Raw genomic sequence first — 20404 nt, 5'->3', positions numbered from 1 at the left:
TTAGCATAGTTGTAGAGCGAGGTTTAAAGCTCGCTCAAAGAAAGTTTACTTAATTTCTCTGCGTGTATGAACTGCATCTACCAGGCCATACTCTACAGCTTCATGTGCACTCATAAAGTTATCACGATCAGTATCACGCGAAACAATATCATACGGCTGCCCTGTGTGCTCTGCCATAAGTCTGTTTAACTTCTCTTTTATCGACAAAATCTCTTTTGCATGGATCTCAAAATCAGACGCTTGGCCTTGGAACCCACCCAAAGGTTGGTGGATCATTACACGAGAATTAGGCAAACAGTAACGTTTTCCTTTTGCGCCACCAGAAAGTAAAAATGCCCCCATACTTGCAGCTTGGCCTACACACACAGTGCTTACATCTGGCTTGATAAAATTCATAGTGTCATAAATAGACATACCCGCGGTTACTGAACCACCTGGAGAATTTATATAAAGATAAATATCTTTTTCTGGGCTTTCTGATTCTAAAAACAATAACTGCGCTACGATCAAATTTGCCATCTGATCTTCAACTTGCCCTGTTAAGAAAATAATACGCTCTTTTAAAAGGCGCGAATAAATATCGAAAGAGCGCTCACCCTTAGCTGTTTGCTCAACAACCATTGGTACTAATGCATTGAAAGGATCGATCATACCGTCATTCATATTTTTATTCCTTAATCCGCAGCGTTCTAAGCAGGCTGCTTGTGGTTGGTATTCTTGCCTACAAATAAAAATGGCTCGGACAAACTACAAATTTTTGTAGAACATCTCGAGCCATTAAATCGTTAGCTTAGCGTTAAGTCAATGACTTATTATGCACCTTGCTGAGGATTCATGATGTCATCAAATGCTTTCTCAACTTCAGAAACCTGTGCAGCCGCTAAAATAGCTTCTACAGCTTGCTCTTCCATTGCAACATTACGCATCTGTTGCATCATCTGATCGTTACTCTTGTAATAAGCAACAACTTCGCTTGGATCTTCGTATGCTGAAGCAACAGTTTCGATTAACTCATCAACTTTAGCTTCATCAACTTTGATGTCGTTCGCTTTGATCACTTCACCAAGTAAAAGACCTGTTTTAACGCGAGTTACTGCTTGCTCGTGGAAAAGTTCAGCAGGTAGCTCAGGCATGTTTTGTGCGTTACCACCAAAACGTTGTGCAGCTTGTTGGCGAAGCGCATCAATTTCTTGATCAATCAACGCTTTAGGCACGTCTGTTTCGTTATTTTCAAGTAGACCCTTGATTGCTTGATCTTTCACGTTAGCTTTAACCGCTTGTGAAAGCTCACGAGTCATATTCTTTTTAACTTCTTCTTTAAGTGCGTCAACGCCGCCTTCTGCAACACCAAACTTAGTTGCAAACTCGTCATCCAGCTCTGGCAATTCCTGCACTTCTACTTTTTTCACTGTGATAGTGAACTGAGCAGGCTTACCTTTTAAGTTTTCCGCATGGTACTCTTCAGGGAAAGTTACGTCAGCTACAACTTCTTCACCCGCTTTTTTACCTACGATGTTGTCTTCGAAGCCAGGGATCATACGACCTTGACCAAGCTCTAGTGGGAAGTCTTCAGCCTTACCACCTTCGAACTCTTCACCATCAACAGTACCTAAAAAGTCAATAGTCACACGGTCATTTTCACCGGCAGCTGCATCACTTTCAACCCAAGTAGCGTGTTGCTTGCGAAGCGTTTCTAACATGTTTGCTAAATCTTCGTCAGTTACATCAACAACTGGCTTCTCAACTGAGATTTTATCCAAGTCTTTTAATTCAACTTCTGGGTAAACTTCAAAAGTTGCGTCAAACTCAAGATCTTTACCTGCTTCTAGTGATTTAGGCGCGAACGAAGGTGCACCTGCAGGGTTAATTTTCTCAGCAACAATCGCCTCGATATAGTTACGCTGCATTAATTCACCAGCAACTTCTTGACGAACAGCTGCACCAAAACGCTTGTTGATAACAGACACTGGTACTTTACCAGGACGGAAACCATCGATACGCTGGGTTTTAGACAGTTGTTGTAAGCGTTTTTTAACTTCAGTCTCAACGTTCTCTGCAGGAACGGTGATAGTCAGACGGCGCTCAAGGCCTTGAGTCGTCTCAACAGAAACTTGCATGATTTACCTCAATCTTCAATTTTGGCGACAACGCGCCTTCCTTACAAACAAGTTGCACATCATGCCTTAATCAGCGTATCCACGGAAGCCCGTTTTGAGCACCAATTGCATGTGTCACTCTTGTTGCCTGCCCTTCATGGGCCCTATGTTAAACAATAGACGCGGCATTATAACCTATAAAAATGTTTAGTCGAGCTATCAGGATAAATTTATGAAGAAATACGGGCTGAACGGTTAAAAGTTAGTTAATTTTTGATTTTATAAGTAGGTGTGTGATGTGGTGGTCGGCGATGCAGGATTTGAACCTGCGACCCCTTGGACCCAAACCAAGTGCGCTACCAAACTGCGCTAATCGCCGATAACATTGTGCTTTTTATGAAGTGGTCGGCGATGCAGGATTTGAACCTGCGACCCCTTGGACCCAAACCAAGTGCGCTACCAAACTGCGCTAATCGCCGACTGAGTATGTAGATGGGGCGACTGATGGGACTTGAACCCACGACAACCGGAATCACAATCCAGGGCTCTACCAACTGAGCTACAGCCGCCACTACATAAGGACTAAATAAGAATGGCGCACCCTGAAGGATTCGAACCTTCGACCGACGCCTTAGAAGGGCGTTGCTCTATCCAGCTGAGCTAAGGGCGCATACGAACATCTTCATGTTGCTATTCTTATTTTAAAGTGGTCGGCGATGCAGGATTTGAACCTGCGACCCCTTGGACCCAAACCAAGTGCGCTACCAAACTGCGCTAATCGCCGATACTTATTGCGTTGTTTTGAGCAGTGCTCGTTGACAACGGGGTGCATAATAGTGATTTGACCGAACTAGGTCAAACACTTTTTAAAAAAAAGCTTTCAAGTGGCTACTTTTGCTACAAAATGTATAAAAAGCAGATCACTTAGCTGAAATTTATACAATTTTGTCTGCCATATCTAGTTCTTTATGCACTTCAGCATGGTAAAAAGTAGATATCAGCTTGGCGCATGCGCTGTTTTCTGAGAAAATAGCGGCGCTACTAGTTTATATGGTAGTGGCATTTTGAGCTTAACCCCTATACGCTCATGTTCGTTCAAGTTTTTAATCCCAATAAAGGTCACCCATGACGGCAAACATCATCGATGGTAAGGCAATCGCCAAACAAGTACGCACTACAGTAACAAAACGTGTTGCCGAACGCGTTGAACAAGGCTTACGTGCTCCAGGACTTGCAGTAGTATTAGTAGGGCAAGACCCAGCAAGTCAGGTCTATGTCGGCTCAAAGCGCAAAGCTTGTGAAGAGGTCGGCTTTATTTCTAAATCATTTGACTTACCAGGTGATGCAAGTGAACAGCAACTACTTGAACTCGTAGATGCGTTGAATACAGATCCAGAAGTTGACGGAATTCTAGTGCAGTTACCTTTACCTGAGGGGTTAGACGCAGAAAAAATTCTCGAACGTATTCATCCACATAAAGATGTCGACGGCTTCCACCCATATAATATCGGTCGATTGGCGCAGAGAATGCCTGCGCTTAGGCCCTGTACACCAAAAGGTATTATTACACTACTTGATTCAACGGGTGTTCGCTACAAAGGAATGCATGCAGTCGTGGTTGGCGCGTCAAACATTGTGGGGCGTCCAATGTCTTTAGAATTATTACTTGCAGGGTGTACCACAACCGTATGTCACAAATTTACGCAAGACCTAGAAGCGCATGTAAGGCGTGCTGACCTGTTAGTTGTTGCCGTAGGTAAACCTGAATTCATTCCGGGTGATTGGATAAAAGAAGGTGCAATCGTGATAGATGTTGGTATTAACCGTTTAGAGTCTGGCAAACTAGTAGGTGATGTACAATATGGTGTAGCTGAGCAAAAAGCGAGCTTTATAACGCCTGTCCCCGGTGGTGTGGGCCCTATGACAGTAGCTAGCCTAATCGAAAACACCTTAGAAGCGTGTGAGAAATACCATAGCTAAAAAGCCGTTTTGATTTTAAGGAGCTCATATGTGGCTCCTTTTTTATTGCTCAATTTCTTTTGGGAAAGGGTACATATTAATGTACTGCACAATTCTTGGCTTATCCGTCAAATTTGCACGACTCCCATGTGGCAAAAAATGGTGCCAAATTATCATGTCCCCAGCTTTTGCAGGTACAGGTTTTGAACCTAGCTTATGTAAATCAATCTCATGTTGCTGGTTTTTAAATTCATCAACTCTGCTCTTTAGATGAAGATGAAACCCTGGAACTAACGTTAAGGCCCCTTGTTGCGCATCGGTATCAGTTAAATACACAATCCCTTGAGTACCAAACGTAAGTGGCTTTGTTAAATCGACATCCCAATGCAAGTCAGGCCCTGAAAATGGATGATGTTCGGTGTGAGGTGGGTTAAAACCACACCTATCCGCAGATACTATTAAGTTTTCCGTTTGCCACAGCTGGCTAAAGGCCTTATGAATGCGCTTGCTATTTCTCGCCGCTATCAACGCAGCATGATGCGTTAGTTCCACCATGATGCCCTTTCGATTGGCGCAGTTATACCACTGCGTGCGATCCGTTATGTCTATTTGTAAAAAACCAGCAATGGCATTAATAGATGCTTGGCATTGTTGTATATCTAGCGCTTCCTTCAGTATAACGTAGCCATCTCTTTGCCACTGTTGTATTTGAGAGTCATTTAATACGTTATCCATACCCTTTATTTCTTCGAACAGGTTCAGTGCTTCTTGCGGCTGAGCATGCCCCGATAAATACGCCTTTATGCGTTCCAGCGCCAATTTGTTTATATTTGCATAAGGTTTAATATGCTCTAAAAAGTCTTTGTAGGAGTGCGCATGATGATATAAAGCCAAAATAGTGTGTTGCCAGTTCATCCCGAATAGATCAAATACGGCTTTATCTGCATCTGAAATCACCCCTCCACTTGGCATTTGATTACTAAGAATTGCATCTCTAGTGCGCAGCCAAATAGCTTCCAACAACTCTAAGTGAGTATCATCCTCATTAAATAACTCTTGTGAACTATTGCATTCTTTCATAGCTGATTTCCAATTCATGCTTTGCTTTATTTTTAACACATTGGCCTTTGTATCAATCTATAAAAACATTTAGAGAGCTAAACTGCTACTATCTTGTTTAATTACTAGGGTTATAAGGAGTTGATGTGTAGCTTGTTTTTTGTTCGTTAAACTTTACCCTGTGCCCGCTCTTGCTGTTCTCTTCTCTTTTGAGCTTGCTCATATTCTTTCGCTATTTCTTGCTCTATCGATTCTTTTTGTTGCTGATAGTCTTCCTGCGATATTTTTCCTTCTGCCAACAGCTTATCTAGAACCTCGAGCTGCTCTTTAAGCTCCTCAAGTTTTTCCTTGTTCACTCCCAAGCGTTGCAACAGTGCTGCTTCTTGTGCTTTTTCCAAAAAGCTCTGGTTACGCATGTAAGTTGAAACATCTTTATTGCGAAGTTGTTCACTCACAGCTGAAGGTTGAGCTCGTGCCATTTCTTTTTCAAACTGCTGTATGTTTGGGCGAGGCCCTTGCGGGTTTTTGGTTACATTCGTATTTTTCTTTACTGGCTCATAGATACCATTAAAAAGCAGCATGGTTATCTCCTTGATAGATAGCTGGTGTCAACTACATACGCACAGCAATTAGCATGCCTTTAATGAAGTGTTTGAACGATAATCTCAATCTAACTTGTAGACTAGGAAAAATTATGTCAAAGAAGTTTGATTTAATTGAGTATAAAACTGCGCCATACGCTATTTATAGGAATAGTCACTAACGAAAAGTGCAGGTCCCATAAGAAAGCTTCACTAGCAAGAACAATATCACCCATCCTATGTAAATTTATGTAAAGGCAACTTATTGCCACATTTTTTGCACAATTGTCATCCATCTTATAAATCAACACCGCAGCGACCCGTGCATCATATGGTCGGAAACGGTTAGCAAACTTAACCCATGACATAAGAGAGACAAGTTATGAAACGTTCAATTATTAATATCGCAATTATCACAGCAACGTTAACAACACTTACTGTAAGCGCTCAAGCTGAAGCAAGAAAAGGCCGCCATAAAGCCCCTGAAGTTGTGTTTGCAAAATTGGATGCTGATCAAAGTAATACGATTACCATCGATGAATTGCTTGCCAATGTCGATGCCAAAGCACAAAAAAAACTGGACCGTGCAGACACTAATACGAGCTCTGAAATCGAATTAGATGAATATTTAAGTAAAAAGCGCCACAGCATTGACCTATCGGAGTTTGCCTCTGATATTGTGCAGTGTGTGCAAGACACCAAAGACGCGACAGGTAATAGCAATATCATCGTACCTGATGTAACTAAATTTGCTGCACCAGAGACAAAATTTGCCCAACTTGATACCGATAACAGTGGCGGTATTAGCTTAGCTGAAATTACAGCTGCTTTAACGTCACATGAAACAGACGTTTTTTCAATGATGGATGCCGATAGCAGCGGTGATATAACTTTAGAAGAGTTTATTCAACAGGGTGAGCGCAAACGCGCAACCAAAGATACAGTAAAAGCATGTATTGAAAGTATAGTGCCAACTAACGACCCTTTGTAAATATCTTAACCAACGGGCTTTGTGTCAAAAGCAGACTTCAAGGCGTGAATCTGAAACTTTGTTGGGTGGCGCCTTCGACTTAACCAACCTACCCTTTGATGTAGGTCGGCATACGGCGCGTAGCGCCGCCATCCAACAATAATTATGAATTTACTCAGAAACCACTAAAAGTAAAACAGCCAGAATTAATGTTTGTGTGCTTGTTCTTGTAAGCTCCGATAAAACAGCTCTGTGACCCTGCTTTGTGGTAGCCAACCTGAATAATTCAACTTTAACGGTTCAAGAGGTTTATTTTCCAAAACTTCTTCTAAGGTTTTATGTGCCTGTATTGATGTCTGCATGAGCAGCTTGGCGTTTTCTAACAACCGCTTGTATTGCGCCAAACCCTGCTTGTTTGTGACTGGACCGTGACCAGGAATAACTTTAGTATCGTTGTCGATACGTTCCAACGTAGCTCGAACCGCATATATAACCCCATCCAAAGAGCCTCCGCTGTCCACATCAACAAACGGTAAACTATCTAAGTTAAAGAAGATATCGCCCATATGCACAACGTTGGCAGTCTTATAAAAAATAACAGCATCGCCATCTGTATGGGCATGCGCAAAATGCCACAAATGCGCTTGCTCCCCATTAAAATGCAGGGTCAGATCTTTACTAAAACTAATCACGGGTAAGTATTTTGAGTCATCTCCATGCTTCGTTTTCAACCTGTTATAAACATTATTATGTGCAATAACATGACTTCCCGCTTGAGCAAAGTTTTCATTACCACCGGTGTGATCCCCATGATGATGCGTATTTATAACAAACTCGGGAGCACCCGGTTGTAGCTCGTTAATTTGCTTTTTAATATCATCACTCAGTTTTGCAAACTGGTCATCAACAATATAGATGCCATCTTTACCTGTACTAATTGCAATATTTCCACCCTGTCCATAGAGCACATGCAGGTTATTCGATAGCTGCTGTATTTTAAAGTTAACTTCAGCCCAGGCGGTATGCGAGAGAAAGAAAGCACCTAAAACAATGCTCGCTAAATAGCTATTTTTTTTCATTGTTAAACCCCATTTTTTTTCTACCACTACAACCTTTAGCAGCTATTAGATTAAAAAACACCTTTGTTTAGTCAATAATCATTTGAAGCATGGCTTAGCTAGTAGCTTCACCTTGTGAGTTGGCATTGCAAGAAGGGAGATATTAGAAAACATCATGGTGGTTATATTCAGTTACTTTTAAAAAAAATTTTACGATAATAGGCCCACGATGAACGTGAACCTATTGTGATCACCCGTTTATCATTTAGGATCTACTGGGCAAAGTCCTGTGCGCGCATCGCAAAAAATCATTACTGACGTCCAAGATGCTGGATTCACATTAGCGTGACCTGCAGCAATTTTTTGGGTTGCTAGGTTATTAATTTCTTTGCTTGCACTCAAAGTTTTCAACTGCTTTTTATTTAACTGTATTTTCATTTTCATTCCTTAAAATATTCTTGTTAGCGTACCTAATTTACGCCAGATCAGACTAGCACTTAGTGATGCACAATCCTATGCAAAATGACTGTCACTTTTTACAGCTACCCCAGTGTTTAAGTATTCTAGACAATAAAAAAATTTATAAACTGACGTGCTTAATTGAAACTTTCAGCTGAACTTTACAAAGTCATGTTAATTTTTTTCGGCTTGAAATGAGTGCTGTTTTGACAAGAAAACGGTTAATTAATGTTTGATATTATTAGGAAGTAGTATGTGCAGCTAGGTTCAAAGGCTCTTAGCTGCACACTTTTATTTTAGCGCGCTTGTCCTTTAATTGGTCCATGCGGTAAGTTCAAATCAGGGTTCTGCCCCCTTTGACGCAACAAATGATCCATCAAGGTAATCGCCATCATTGCTTCTGCAATTGGAATTGCACGTATACCAACACATGGGTCATGGCGACCTTTAGTAACCATTTCAACAGGTTCATTTGAGGTGTTAATACTTTGCCCTGGGATAGTAATACTTGACGTTGGTTTTAACGCAATAGACGCAACAATATCCTGCCCGGTCGAGATCCCCGCTAGTACACCACCGGCATGGTTACTGGTAAATCCACTTGGTGTTAGTTCATCTCGATGCTCTGAGCCCTTTTGCTCGACTACTGCAAAGCCATCGCCAATCTCAACCCCTTTAACTGCGTTGATACTCATTAAAGAGTGAGCAAGCTCTGCATCAAGGCGATCAAACACAGGCTCACCTAGTCCAACAGGCACACTCTTCGCCACGACCATGACCTTGGCACCAATCGAGTCTCCAGACTTTTTCAAATCTCGCATGTACTCGTCAAGTGCTTCAAGCTTAGTCTCATCAGGGAAAAAGAAGGGGTTGTGTTCAACGGCTGTCCAATCAAATTTTTCCGCTTTAATCGGTCCTAACTGTGATAAACATGCGTTAATCTCTATGCCATGCACTTGACGCAAATATTTTTTAGCTATGCCACCTGCAGCAACACGAATTGCGGTTTCTCGGGCTGATGAGCGGCCACCACCTCGATAGTCTCGATGACCATACTTATGCCAATAAGTGTAGTCACCGTGACCTGGGCGAAAAACATCCGCGATTTTGCCATAATCTTTAGAGCGTTGATCGGTATTTTCTATTAATAAGCCAATACTAGTACCCGTTGTTTTACCCTCAAATACACCAGAGAGAATTTTAATTTCATCCCCCTCTCTGCGTTGAGTGGTGTAGCGGCTTTGCCCCGGCTTTCGTCTATCTAAATCAATTTGTAAGTCTGCTTCACAAAGTTCAAGCCCCGCTGGTACACCGTCAACTACCCCACCGAGCGCAGGACCGTGACTCTCACCAAAGGTACTTACTTTAAAAAGCTGACCTATGCTATTACCTGCCATTATCTTTCCTCATTCCAAATGACCCCACTACCACTGAGCTAGATTTACACCTAAACTTAGTCGTTAAAATAATCTACAAGTTGTTGCTTTGAAACTACAAATACACCTAACCCACCATGTTCAAATTCAACCCATTCAAATGGTGCCCCAGGGTACAGCGCTTCCATATGTACCATAGAGTTGCCAACTTCGACAAATAGCAATCCGCTGTCTGTCAAGTGCTCAGCCGCTTGTTGCAAAATTGTCCTCGTTACATCTAGTCCGTCTTCACCGGAGGCTAAACCTAGCTCTGGTTCATGATGAAACTCATGGGGTAAATCAGCCATGTCCTCTGCATCTACATATGGCGGGTTGGCAACAATTAAGTCGTACTTTTGACCTTCGATGCCACTATACACATCTGACTGAATTGCAAACACTTGGTCCTGTAACATGTAATCTTCAATATTAATTGTCGCCACTTCCAAAGCATCATAAGAGATATCAACCGCATCTACTTGAGCCTCTGGGAAAGCTTGTGCTAAAGCAATAGCTATACATGCCGACCCTGTGCACATATCTAAAATACGAGTGGTTGTTTGTTCTTTGCTGATCCAAGGACTGAACTTTTTGTTAATGAGCTCAGCAAATGGTGAGCGAGGAACCAATACTCTTTCGTCTACATAAAATGGCATACCTGCAAACCATGCCTGGTTTGTTAGATATGCAACCGGTGTGCGCTCTACAATACGCGTTTCGATGTAACTAAGTAGGCGTATTTTCTCTGAACGGGTTAAACGCGAATTCATCAATTCTGTTGGTGTGTCCAACGGTAAGTTTAAGATTGGTAAAACTAAACTGACCGCTTCATCCCACGCATTATCGGTGCCATGTCCAAAAAACACCCCTTCGCTTGCAAATTGACTTGTTGTCCAACGTAGCCAATCCCTTATAGTAAGTAAATCATTTACTGTTTCTTCTGTTAGGGCTTCTGTTATCTGGAATTCGCTCATATTTTTTATCTCAGTCATATTATGCTACTGGCGCTATTGTAGCGGTTTTTAAGCTGGGTTTTTACGCTTTTTTTAATTAGAATGTCACAATGAAAAAACAATCTTCTCCTACACCCATGATTGATGCTGCTGACCTCGATTTATTTCGTCAGTCGATTGCTGGTGCAAAACAGCTTAAACAAGATACAGTACGCTTTGATAAAGCGCCTAGCAAGCCAAAGCTAAACGAACTTGCCACACAAAAAAAACAGCACCAGTCTGAATTTTATTTTTCCGATGAATATATCCCCGATATAGATACTAACGGCACCGTAAATTATGTTAAACCCGGAGCTGACAGGTACCTAGCAAAACAATTACGCCGAGGAGACTTTGCGCCTGAACTAATTTTAGACTTGCATGGACTGAACAAAGACATGGCAAAGGAGGAACTGGCCGCATTGATTCATGCATGTAAGAAACAACACTATTACTGTGCCTGTGTAGTACACGGTATTGGTGAGCATATTTTAAAGCACAAAGTACCTCAGTACTTGGTCCAGCACCCTGACATATTAGCGATGCACCAAGCACCACTAGAATACGGCGGAAAAGGCGCGGTTCTGATACTTATAGATCTACCACAATCACATGAGTTTAGACGCTAACTAATCTTGAAGTCTTTATGAATTTTCTGGCCCAGCGCACCTTGTTTCGTTAATATGCCCTGAATAAAAATTAACATAATACTTGAACAGGGCTATATGAACGAATTACTGAGTGCAGATTTAGCAATTATGCTTATTGAGCCATCTCCTACTCAAAGAAAAATCATTACCAAAGAACTACATGACGAAGGCATTCTCAACATTGATTTTGCAGACTCAATTGCAGATGCAAAAAAACAGTTAGCCAATAATATTCCTGATTTAATCATCTCTTGTTTACATCTTCCGGATGGCAGTGCTGTTGATGTTCAGTACTATATCAACCATGAACTCAGTCAATATTCAATTCCTTTTATGTTGATTTCCAGCGAAACACGTAAAGAACAACTCGAAGTATTTAAACAAGCAGGCGTCATCGCTATTTTGCCAAAACCATTTAACAAACTGCATCTTGGCAAAGCCATCAACGCTACGCTAGATATTTTATCGCCTCAAGAGCTTGAACTAGATTTGTATGACGTCCACGATTTAAGAGTCCTCATTGTTGACGACTCTAGATTAGCGCGAAAACACATTCGCCGAGTTATGACTAACCTAGGAGCACAAAGATTTACAGAGGCCGAAGATGGTGCTCAAGCAATTGACATACTACAAAACGACATGTTTGATTTGATTGTAACCGATTACAACATGCCGCAAGTTAATGGCCAAGAATTAACAGAAACCATACGCAATAGCGATGAGCACGCTCACATCCCTATTCTTATGGTTACATCAGAAGCAAATGACACCCACTTATCCAATATTATGCAATCGGGCGTTAATGCTCTTTGTGATAAACCATTTGAACCTGAAACCGTTAAAAAACTCATTTATCAACTTCTTGAACAAGATTAACTAAAATTTCGCATTTCTCACTAAAACTGGTGGTCAGTTTCACAAAACAGTGATTCTGCCCACTTCAGGAAAAATAAAAAAACCTTTCATATCAATGCGATAAAATTTTTTAATAATATGGCACAACCTTTGTAATACCTATTGCGACTAACTTATTAAACAGGAGCAATATCATGAAAACTTTTACTCAACTAACAGCAATCGTATTACTATGTGGTGCAAGCGTGTCAACTCAAGCAAATGAATTAACTAACGATATTACTAATGAATTGTCTAATGTAATTAGCAACGCTATCGCTAGCAGCATTAGCAATAGTATCGAGGAACTGAAAGCGACCACACTTGAGTCTGTAACTATTTCTTTAGATTCAATCAGTGAGCAAACAGTCGCTACCAACGAGCAAACACCTGAAGAGGTAGCAAACCATGGCGAATGAATGGATGCTAGTGAGCTTGCTTGCGCTACCGGTGATCAGCACATTTGTAGCGTATGCAAGCATCGAAATAGTGCGAATATTAGGTCAAAGGCTAAGTTTGGGGTAACGCGATGGTAACTATGGAAGAAACTAAGGTGCGCAGGCAAAGAAAAACCCGCCTAGCGGCGGGTTTTCAAAAACTTAATGCGGTTTATAGCGCGCCTTCGTTTTCAGATAGGAACTTAGCAACACCCTCAGGGCTTGCATCCATACCTGCTTTACCTTCAGTCCAACCTGCAGGACAAACTTCACCGTGCTCGCTATGGAACGCTAGAGCATCTACCATACGTAGCATTTCGTCGATGTTACGACCTAAAGGAAGATCGTTAACTACTTGGTGACGTACATTACCTTCTTCATCAATTAAGAAAGAACCACGGAACGCAACACCAGCTTCTGGGTGCTCAACATCGTACGCTTAACAAATTTCATGCTTCACGTCTGCAACAAGTGCGTATTTCACCGGACCAATACCACCTTCGTTTACAGGAGTATTACGCCATGCATTGTGTGAGAATTGAGAGTCGATAGAAACACCAATTACTTCTACACCACGTTTTTGAAATTCTTCAAAACGCTTATCAAACGCGATCAACTCAGACGGGCAAACAAAAGTGAAGTCTAGTGGGTAAAAGAAGATAACTGCTTTTTTACCTTTGATGTTTTCATGAAGATTGTAGCTATCTACGATCTCGCCATTACCTAGTACTGCTGCTGCTGTAAAGTCTGGAGCCTGACGGCCAACTAATACACCCATTGTTTTCTCCAAATAGTTAGGTTTTTTGTCCAATTGCTTAGCACATATCCATGCACTTAAGCATTGTTAGCTATATTGAGGCAAACTTAAAAAAAACAACCCCAAAAATTGTGGCATCAGTTTATGCTGCCTCTACCAAAAATAACAATCGAATTAAACGATAACTATAATCTATTTTTTTGATGACCCTGCAATATAGGCAAAAAAAAGCCTCGTAAAACGAGGCTCAAAATAGATATTGCTAATCCATAATGTTATCGGGCATTTCACCACGAAGTTGCTGCCAAATTTCGCCCGTTTTATGACCATACTTACGCATTAATGAAATTGCGCCGTCGTGGTTTCTTTCTTCTGCTAGCGCGGTTAAATCTTTATAAAATTGTCTAGCAAGCTCTCTGGTACGAGGATCTGAAAAGTAATGACCACCGATTTTAGAATACAACCCTTTAAAACCATTCAATACCAGAACATAAATACGGTTGTTGCCCGCAATAGCCAGTTGATGGTGTACCCTATAATCGTATTCAGCAAACGCCTCTGCTGAATCTTCTAATTCATCGCTTTTTGATAAGATGTCTATAACAGACTCAGGATTAAACTTAATTGCAGCACGTGTATAAATAGCACTAATATTAGTACGAGCAGACAATAACTGATCGGTTAATTCAGGCATTTTGTCTTCGTCAAGGCGAGCAAGTGTCTCTAAAATGTTTAATCCTGATGTTTCCCAAAAATTATTCACTCGAGTTGGCTTACCATGCTGAATAGTCAACCAACCATCACGAGCAAGACGTTGAAGTACTTCACGCAAAGTAGTTCTTGTAACGCCAATTAGCTCAGACAATTCTCGCTCTGCGGGTAAAATAGAACCAGGTGGAAATTCTCCATTCCATATAGATTCAACAATATACTCCTCAGCAAATCCGGCTGGGCTTTTGGCTTTGAAAATTCTCATTTAGCACCACTTTTTTAGAATATGTGAACGCACTCTCTGCAATCCACTGATTGTACCAGATGATTTCCAACTAACAAGCAAAGAAGATGATTCAACTAAGCCATTATCTGTAACGAGATTAGTTGCAGTTCAAATAATTTATGGCTCATAATAGCGACCTAAATAACATTGAGGAGTTGATATGAATTGGCTTAGCACCCTGTCATCGTCTAAAAAGGCATGGGCTTTACTTGCTTTGAGCGCAGCATTATTTGAAGTCACAGCACTATATTTTCAATACGTTATGGGGTTAGAGCCATGCATTATGTGCATATATCAACGTACAGCCATGCTTGGGTTGCTGGCAGCAGGTATTGTAGGATATTTCGCTCCATCAAACTGGCTATGCAAAGGCGCTGGTTTTGCGATTTGGGGAGTCAGTAGTATCTGGGGGTGGCTTATCGCTCGTGAACACATTGATATGCAAACCACCACGGATCCTTTCGCCTTCACATGTGACATCGTTCCGAACTTCCCTGCTTTTATGCCATTGCATGAGTGGTTCCCGGCATTTTTTGCAGCAACTGGTGATTGTGGCAATATTGATTGGTCATTTATGGGCTTAAGTATGCCAGGTTGGATGGAAGTAATATTTGGGTTCTACAGTTTAGCCTTTATTGTAGTGATAGCCTCAACCGTGTTGGTGAAATCAAAATGAATTTGCGTTTAAGTACAATAAAAGCGCTTGATGGCTATAAACTCAGAGATAGACAGCAAATACTAGCAATTGCCTTAGAAACATTACCCAGCACAAAGAAAGTGCTCTTACGCATTGCGAAGTTAAGTGTACTCACTCCTTTTTTCATTGCCTTAGCCTATTTTGAGGGCTGGACTTTACTGCCCATTTTATTGGCCGCCGGGCTAAGTTACCCTTTATTGACTACACCTATTGAAATAGCATTCGCAAAAACAAAATTTGAAGAAGCAATCGAGCAATTCAAATCAGACCAAACTTAATGGGGCCAAACGGCCCCTCGTTTTTTAAAAACGTATTTTTCCCTCTAATTTAGCGGCAATATTAGCGCCTATCCCTTTAACTTGTTGTAATGAATCCAAACTATCAAATCTGCCATATTTTTCACGAAAGTCGATAATTGCTTGGGCCTTTTTCGCTCCAACCCCAGGCAATGTTATCAACTGCTCAATATTAGCGGAGTTTATATCGATTATTTGTGAAGCTGGCTCTACCAAGTGAAAAGACTCCGTGTCTTTAACTTCTTGAGCGGCTGAATTAGTGCTAATTCCAACACCAATAATAAGGGTTACAACAAGTAAAATTGTTTGCATCATAGTAGTTCCTTAACTAGTTTCGTCCTTTGAATATTCCAATGTAACGCTCTAAGTTCATCACAATGGACTTTAAATAAAGAAAACCATTCAAGGTTTGTCAAGGATGATTTCACAGCAACCCTATTTATATTGCTTTACATTCGGACATGCTAATTCATGGAATTGTAATTAATTAACGCTTGCATAATACCACACAAACATTTACTGTATAAAAAAACAGTGTTTAGCAGGAGTGATCATGGCTGTTATTGTTAAGTATGTGGTTGAAAGAAACGGAGTCGAGCGCATGACCTTTACCAGTAAAAAAGAGGCTGATGCATACGACAAAATGTTAGATGTAGCTGAGTCTCTTGAACAAATGCTCACTAAAGTGGACGTACCTTTAAGTGAACAACAAGTTGAGTCTTTGGCCCTAGAAATTGCAAAACAAAAAGATGACTTTTTAGCTGTTTTAAAAGGTGCTAAGCCAGCAGCAAAACAGGTAGCCGTAAAAAAAGAGAAGCCCACAGCTGACACAGATAAAGTAGCGAAACTAAAAGAAGCATAACTTTTTAAATGACAATAAAAAAGCCGCATTTTGCGGCTTTTAATATGACTATTACTTATTTCAACACAGCTGCGACTGCATCTGCAAAGTAGTTAATGTTAGCATGGCTCACACCAGCTACATTCACTCGTGAAGAACCAACGATATAAATCGCATACTCTTTTTGTAAACGCTCAATTTGTTCTTTATTAATTCCTAAGAACGAAAACATGCCGTTTTGGCGATCAATAAAAGTGAAGTCTTGAGCAACACCTTTAGCAGCTAAGCTATCTTTAATTAAAGTGCGTAAACCGTTAATACGAGTGCGCATTTCATCAAGTTCTTCGTGCCACATTTGCGTCAGTTCATCACTGCTCAGGATCGTATTTACGATATCTGCACCGTGTGCAGGTGGCATTGAGTAGATACTACGCACCACACTTAGCAATACCGAATTTGAAATATCAGCCGTCACAGCATCTTTTGCTATCAAAGAGCAAGCACCAACGCGCTCGCGGTATAAACCAAAGTTTTTAGAACATGACGAGCAAATAAGCATTTCTTCAACACTGTCAGCCAGCAGACGAAGTCCTTTAGCATCTTCATCTAAACTGCTTCCAAAACCTTGATATGCAATATCGACTAATGGTGTAAATCCGACTTCTTTAGCAAGTTCAGCTACAACTTTCCATTGTTGCTCATTTAAGTCCATACCGCTTGGGTTATGACAACATGCGTGAAGTAATACAACATCGCCTTTTGGCACTTGCTTTAACGTATTAATCATTTCGTCAAATAATAGCCCCTTATTCTCATAATCATAATAAGGGTACTCTTTAACGTTTAAGCCAGCTGCTTCAAATAAGCTAATATGGTTAGCCCAAGTTGGTGTAGTTACCCACACAGTTGCATTCGTGTTACAACGCTTAATAAACTCTGCAGCAACACGCAAAGCGCCAGTGCCACCTGGGGTTTGTGCAGTACGAACCCGGTTTGCCAACAAAGCACTGTGCTCGCCAAGTAGCAATGACTCCATTTTCTGACAAAAATCTAAGTTACCCGCCAACCCAATGTATGACTTGGTTTTCTCATTTTCTAGTCGAAATGCTTCTGCTCGCTTCACCGCACGCAGTACAGGTGTATCACCCTGTTCGTCTTTATAAACCCCAACACCTAAATCAATTTTGTTCGGGTTTGTATCTTGCTTATAAGCTGCCATTAAGCCAAGGATAGGATCTGTAGGTAGTGGTTTTAGTTCACTGAACATGGGTCATCTCTTATTTTATGTTATATCAACAATAGTCATGCTGCTCATGCACTAGAAATTGTCGAACTATGGGGTTTAAACTCGGCTCATATTAACATAAATATTTGCCAAAACGAGCGTAATCACTCAGGTAGATATCGAGGGATTTTAATACATACCGCAATTAGTAAAGCTAATACATTCGGTGTAAAAAAATCTTTGCTAAACACTTCTGCATCGATAATACCAATACAGTTGTTTGTGCTATCAAACAATGGTAAGCAACTCTCAGACTGCACTTTTGGGTCACAAGTATAATACTCTCCACCGCCAGCAACATACTCCTGCACATCATTAATAACTCGTGCTTGAGCGCTCATCACAACTTGCACATTGTTACTCGTTGCTGCGAACTGTTCATTTATTGGAAATAATGGGCGACTGGGTGCCCCACAATAAGCAAGCTTGAGTAATTGCTGACCTTGGGCTGTTTGTCTCGTTTGATAAATGCCAAACCAGTCAACATCAGTAACTTGTTTTACAAATGCGACTATGGATTGTAATCGGCTTAAAGCACCATTTGATTGGTCATTATATGCAAGAAAAGAGCTCAGCTGGAAAGGTTCATCCTGAAGGTGACCAAATAGACTACACGCCCCCCCTTCTCCAAGCTCAGGAATAAGGTATGACCATATCGCGTCATGAGCGTTACGTTCATCATTTAAAAACTCATCAAGTTTACCAAGCGCAAGTTCTACTGTTTGCGGGTCTACCGACAATCCAGTTCGAGAAAGGTATAAAGAAACCATCTAGCCATCCAAACATCTTTTTGGATAGACTAACATGTGAATAGATCTTTTAAAATAGTATTTACTGTAATGAATAAACAATTGTGACTTCATTACCAGAGCTATTGAACCTTATTTGCTGGGCTATTTCATGTAGTAGACTAATGCCACGGCCATGCTCTTGTTTTAAATCAGCATCATATTTTGTTTTTTGCCGAAAACCTTTACCGGAGTCACGAATAGTAAACGAAATAGAGTGCGTTTGGGGAGCGTACTGCACACGTACTACAACGGATGCATGTTTAAGGTTGGTTAATGCTTCTGCTCGCTGTTGATAAAACTCCAAAAAGCCATCATCACTATCTTTTATGTTTGAATCTAAACCCAAAACACCATGATCGACCGCATTATTGTATGCCTCAGAAAGCAACAAAAATATATTTGACCTATGTTCTCCCACTCCCTTAATTTTACTCAAGGTATCAACTAACTCGAGCACAGGATCTGCGCTAACAATATTGGTTTGGTCAACGTCAACTGTTAACTCAAAAGGTAATGTCGAATATTCGATAGGGGCTTTACAAATCGCTTTGTTGGGTAAGCAATTAATAATTGCCACACTTAAATCGTCTTGCTGAGCACTGTGTTCTGAGAATTGTTGTGTGTAGTTAACTATCTGCTCAGTCGAAATATGTACCATGCTTTTTAAAGCATGCTTTAGACGCTCTTCACCAAACATTTCTCCTTGGTTATTCTCGGTTTCAATAATACCATCAGTGGCCATCACCAACCTTTTGGTCGCATCAACTTCTAAATGAATCGTGTTACGTTCAAATTCATCACTATCCAAGATACCCAAAGCCATATGCTGTGATTCAAGGGTTTTAATTACATTGCCTTGTTCATCGATCAAGTACAGATCTGGTATCCCCCCTATCCAAACAGAAAGGCTCTTACCAGACTCACTCAACTCTACTATTGCTGCTGCACAAAACATGTTGCTCGGTAACAAAGAGCTTAAAACCTGGTTTAGCTCAAAAGCGATATCGTTAACAGCCATCCCTTTACTTACCATCGCATAAAAAATACGAGACGCAGGTAATGCGCCGACAGCCGCAGCAAGTCCATGCCCCGTAAAATCCCCAAGCAGGCAATAAAACCCACCCATAGGGCTTTTACCCATTAGAAACATATCACCGTTAAACATCGATGCGGGTGACAAGTGGTAATCGCAGTATTGGTTATATTTTGATGATTGATCTAACGCATTGCTAAAAATATGCTCAACTATCTCATGCTCGCGCTCTATTTGATTGTAATGGTATTCCAACTGTTTTTTTTGTTGATTCGCTTCTTGACTCAACCTTCGCGTACGAGCATGCGCCTTAATTTTGGCTGACAAAATGACTTTATCAAAAGGCTTATGAATGAAGTCATCACCGCCAACCGCTAAACACTTTTCAAAGCTGTTACGATCTTCTAATGTGGTTATAAAAATAACAGGTAAGTAAACATCTCCAGCTAATTCTTTAATTTTTGGAGCTGCCTCAAACCCATCCATAACGGGCATAATTACGTCAAGCAAGACAATGTCTATATCACTGCTTCGCAATACCTCTATGGCTTGTGCTCCATTATTGGCAATCGCGACGTCATATTTTTGCTGTTCCAACATAGTTTTAAGCAAAATACAATTAAGAGGCTGATCATCAACAACTAGTACACGCAAAATTAATAGTCCCGTGGTTTAAGTGATTAATCAATATCAAATTTTTTGTCAAACCTGGAAATTTGTAATATCTTTTTTAGTTGAGGTCGACAATTTGCTATTTGAATTGTAGCTACGCTCTCGGCAAGTGTTTTCTTCATATTGAGTAGCATACCCAAAGCTGAACTATCCATGTAGTCAGTTTCTCTCAAATCAACAACCACTTTTTGCGTTTGTGGGTCTATATCCGCATAAGCCTGACGAAAAGATTGTACCAAGTTAAAATCAAATTTACCTCTAATCTGAATTGTTAGAGTCTTTCCGTCAGCTGACGTATCTTTGCTCAAACTCATGTTAAGCTCCTAATATGGTTTGAATTTGTTATCAACACACTGCTTTAAATATAACTGCTTTGTTAAGTTTAGCCAGAAATTAAACTGACTATTAGCTAATTAACCTCAGCTGAGGTTAATTATTTAATTTCGATTAGATACATTACAATTT

Annotated in this window: 22 protein-coding genes, 5 tRNA genes and 1 pseudogene; 8 read left to right on the top strand and 20 right to left on the bottom strand. The window is 40.7% G+C overall.

Annotation, left to right across the window (positions count from 1 at the left end; all coding sequences use genetic code 11):
• Positions 1 to 45: 45 nt before the first annotated feature.
• From clpP to GDK41_RS05215, 7 genes are all read right to left on the bottom strand, one after another.
• The gene (gene clpP, locus GDK41_RS05245; protein WP_152085417.1) at positions 46 to 663 is read right to left on the bottom strand and encodes an ATP-dependent Clp endopeptidase proteolytic subunit ClpP; all 618 of its coding nucleotides are present in this window, start codon (positions 661 to 663) and stop codon (positions 46 to 48) included.
• Between the two features lie 149 nt (positions 664 to 812).
• Complete coding sequence (gene tig, locus GDK41_RS05240; protein WP_152085416.1) at positions 813 to 2117, bottom strand: trigger factor; 1305 nt, start codon at positions 2115 to 2117, stop codon at positions 813 to 815.
• Between the two features lie 281 nt (positions 2118 to 2398).
• Positions 2399 to 2475 (bottom strand) — tRNA-Pro (locus tag GDK41_RS05235).
• Between the two features lie 23 nt (positions 2476 to 2498).
• A tRNA-Pro gene (locus GDK41_RS05230) sits at positions 2499 to 2575 on the bottom strand.
• A 14-nt stretch (positions 2576 to 2589) separates the two neighbouring features.
• Positions 2590 to 2665, bottom strand: a tRNA-His gene (locus GDK41_RS05225).
• Between the two features lie 24 nt (positions 2666 to 2689).
• Positions 2690 to 2766, bottom strand: a tRNA-Arg gene (locus GDK41_RS05220).
• A 37-nt stretch (positions 2767 to 2803) separates the two neighbouring features.
• Positions 2804 to 2880, bottom strand: a tRNA-Pro gene (locus tag GDK41_RS05215).
• Between the two features lie 341 nt (positions 2881 to 3221).
• Here GDK41_RS05215 and folD point away from each other — a divergent pair.
• The gene (gene folD, locus GDK41_RS05210; RefSeq protein ID WP_152085415.1) at positions 3222 to 4076 is read left to right on the top strand and encodes a bifunctional methylenetetrahydrofolate dehydrogenase/methenyltetrahydrofolate cyclohydrolase FolD; all 855 of its coding nucleotides are present in this window, start codon (positions 3222 to 3224) and stop codon (positions 4074 to 4076) included.
• A 42-nt stretch (positions 4077 to 4118) separates the two neighbouring features.
• Here folD and GDK41_RS05205 read toward each other — a convergent pair whose 3' ends face one another.
• Positions 4119 to 5135: a phytanoyl-CoA dioxygenase family protein gene (locus tag GDK41_RS05205; protein WP_172971553.1), complete on the bottom strand. Its 1017-nt coding sequence runs from the start codon at positions 5133 to 5135 to the stop codon at positions 4119 to 4121.
• A 146-nt stretch (positions 5136 to 5281) separates the two neighbouring features.
• Positions 5282 to 5695 (bottom strand): hypothetical protein, encoded by a 414-nt coding sequence (locus tag GDK41_RS05200; RefSeq protein WP_152085413.1) that lies wholly within the window; start codon positions 5693 to 5695, stop codon positions 5282 to 5284.
• 382 nt (positions 5696 to 6077) lie between these two features.
• On the opposite strand from GDK41_RS05200, the gene GDK41_RS05195 reads away from it, so the two are divergent.
• Complete coding sequence (locus GDK41_RS05195) at positions 6078 to 6686, top strand: EF-hand domain-containing protein (protein WP_152085412.1); 609 nt, start codon at positions 6078 to 6080, stop codon at positions 6684 to 6686.
• Between the two features lie 185 nt (positions 6687 to 6871).
• On the opposite strand, the gene GDK41_RS05190 is transcribed toward GDK41_RS05195, so the two are convergent.
• The 4 genes from GDK41_RS05190 to prmB all read right to left on the bottom strand — a co-directional run bounded on the left by GDK41_RS05190 (position 6872) and on the right by prmB (position 10571).
• Entirely contained in the window at positions 6872 to 7744 is an 873-nt protein-coding gene (locus GDK41_RS05190) for an MBL fold metallo-hydrolase (protein WP_152085411.1), read from the bottom strand.
• Positions 7745 to 7984: 240 nt separating this feature from the next.
• Positions 7985 to 8161 carry a hypothetical protein gene (locus GDK41_RS20195; RefSeq protein WP_172971552.1) on the bottom strand — a complete coding sequence of 59 codons (177 nt, stop codon included), beginning with the start codon at positions 8159 to 8161 and terminating at the stop codon, positions 7985 to 7987.
• Positions 8162 to 8478: 317 nt separating this feature from the next.
• Positions 8479 to 9579, bottom strand: coding sequence for a chorismate synthase (gene aroC / locus GDK41_RS05185; protein WP_152085410.1), 1101 nt, complete (start codon positions 9577 to 9579; stop codon positions 8479 to 8481).
• A gap of 56 nt (positions 9580 to 9635) precedes the next feature.
• Positions 9636 to 10571 carry a 50S ribosomal protein L3 N(5)-glutamine methyltransferase gene (gene prmB, locus GDK41_RS05180; protein WP_152087518.1) on the bottom strand — a complete coding sequence of 312 codons (936 nt, stop codon included), beginning with the start codon at positions 10569 to 10571 and terminating at the stop codon, positions 9636 to 9638.
• A gap of 89 nt (positions 10572 to 10660) precedes the next feature.
• Here prmB and smrB point away from each other — a divergent pair, with 89 nt between their 5' ends.
• The 3 genes from smrB (at position 10661) to GDK41_RS05165 (ending at position 12552) form a co-directional block, all read left to right on the top strand.
• A complete protein-coding gene (smrB, locus tag GDK41_RS05175; RefSeq protein ID WP_152085409.1) occupies positions 10661 to 11218 on the top strand; it encodes an endonuclease SmrB in 558 nt (185 codons plus the stop codon).
• A gap of 96 nt (positions 11219 to 11314) precedes the next feature.
• Positions 11315 to 12115 carry a response regulator gene (locus GDK41_RS05170; RefSeq protein WP_152085408.1) on the top strand — a complete coding sequence of 267 codons (801 nt, stop codon included), beginning with the start codon at positions 11315 to 11317 and terminating at the stop codon, positions 12113 to 12115.
• Between the two features lie 173 nt (positions 12116 to 12288).
• A complete protein-coding gene (locus GDK41_RS05165) occupies positions 12289 to 12552 on the top strand; it encodes a hypothetical protein (protein WP_152085407.1) in 264 nt (87 codons plus the stop codon).
• 190 nt (positions 12553 to 12742) lie between these two features.
• On the opposite strand, the pseudogene GDK41_RS05160 reads toward GDK41_RS05165, so the two are convergent.
• Together GDK41_RS05160 and fadR are read right to left on the bottom strand one after the other, a co-directional pair.
• Positions 12743 to 13348: pseudogene (locus GDK41_RS05160) on the bottom strand (peroxiredoxin C).
• A 241-nt stretch (positions 13349 to 13589) separates the two neighbouring features.
• The gene (fadR, locus tag GDK41_RS05155) at positions 13590 to 14303 is read right to left on the bottom strand and encodes a fatty acid metabolism transcriptional regulator FadR (RefSeq protein WP_152085406.1); all 714 of its coding nucleotides are present in this window, start codon (positions 14301 to 14303) and stop codon (positions 13590 to 13592) included.
• A 181-nt stretch (positions 14304 to 14484) separates the two neighbouring features.
• Here fadR and dsbB point away from each other — a divergent pair, with 181 nt between their 5' ends.
• A complete protein-coding gene (gene dsbB, locus GDK41_RS05150; protein ID WP_152085405.1) occupies positions 14485 to 15000 on the top strand; it encodes a disulfide bond formation protein DsbB in 516 nt (171 codons plus the stop codon).
• The gene (locus GDK41_RS05145) at positions 14997 to 15299 is read left to right on the top strand and encodes a DUF6170 family protein (RefSeq protein WP_152085404.1); all 303 of its coding nucleotides are present in this window, start codon (positions 14997 to 14999) and stop codon (positions 15297 to 15299) included. The genes dsbB and GDK41_RS05145 overlap by 4 nt, the downstream gene beginning before the upstream one ends.
• Positions 15300 to 15323: 24 nt before the next feature.
• Here GDK41_RS05145 and GDK41_RS05140 read toward each other — a convergent pair whose 3' ends face one another.
• Positions 15324 to 15632, bottom strand: a complete 309-nt coding sequence (locus tag GDK41_RS05140; protein ID WP_232056527.1) for a ComEA family DNA-binding protein — start codon at positions 15630 to 15632, stop codon at positions 15324 to 15326.
• 238 nt (positions 15633 to 15870) lie between these two features.
• Here GDK41_RS05140 and GDK41_RS05135 point away from each other — a divergent pair, with 238 nt between their 5' ends.
• Positions 15871 to 16179 (top strand): YebG family protein, encoded by a 309-nt coding sequence (locus GDK41_RS05135; RefSeq protein ID WP_152085403.1) that lies wholly within the window; start codon positions 15871 to 15873, stop codon positions 16177 to 16179.
• A gap of 55 nt (positions 16180 to 16234) precedes the next feature.
• Here the strand turns inward: GDK41_RS05135 and GDK41_RS05130 are convergent, their stop codons facing one another.
• The 4 genes from GDK41_RS05130 to GDK41_RS05115 form a co-directional block, all read right to left on the bottom strand.
• A complete protein-coding gene (locus GDK41_RS05130) occupies positions 16235 to 17425 on the bottom strand; it encodes an amino acid aminotransferase (RefSeq protein ID WP_152085402.1) in 1191 nt (396 codons plus the stop codon).
• 122 nt (positions 17426 to 17547) lie between these two features.
• Positions 17548 to 18213 (bottom strand): GAF domain-containing protein, encoded by a 666-nt coding sequence (locus GDK41_RS05125; RefSeq protein WP_152085401.1) that lies wholly within the window; start codon positions 18211 to 18213, stop codon positions 17548 to 17550.
• A 61-nt stretch (positions 18214 to 18274) separates the two neighbouring features.
• Complete coding sequence (locus GDK41_RS05120; RefSeq protein WP_152085400.1) at positions 18275 to 19921, bottom strand: fused response regulator/phosphatase; 1647 nt, start codon at positions 19919 to 19921, stop codon at positions 18275 to 18277.
• A gap of 26 nt (positions 19922 to 19947) precedes the next feature.
• A complete protein-coding gene (locus GDK41_RS05115) occupies positions 19948 to 20253 on the bottom strand; it encodes an STAS domain-containing protein (RefSeq protein WP_152085399.1) in 306 nt (101 codons plus the stop codon).
• Positions 20254 to 20404: the final 151 nt, after the last annotated feature.

The organism is Pseudoalteromonas sp. A25 (assembly GCF_009176705.1).
Taxonomy (GTDB): Bacteria; Pseudomonadota; Gammaproteobacteria; order Enterobacterales; family Alteromonadaceae; genus Pseudoalteromonas.
Note: the sequence above shows the minus strand (reverse complement) of the source record. Positions and strands in the feature narration are given on the sequence as shown.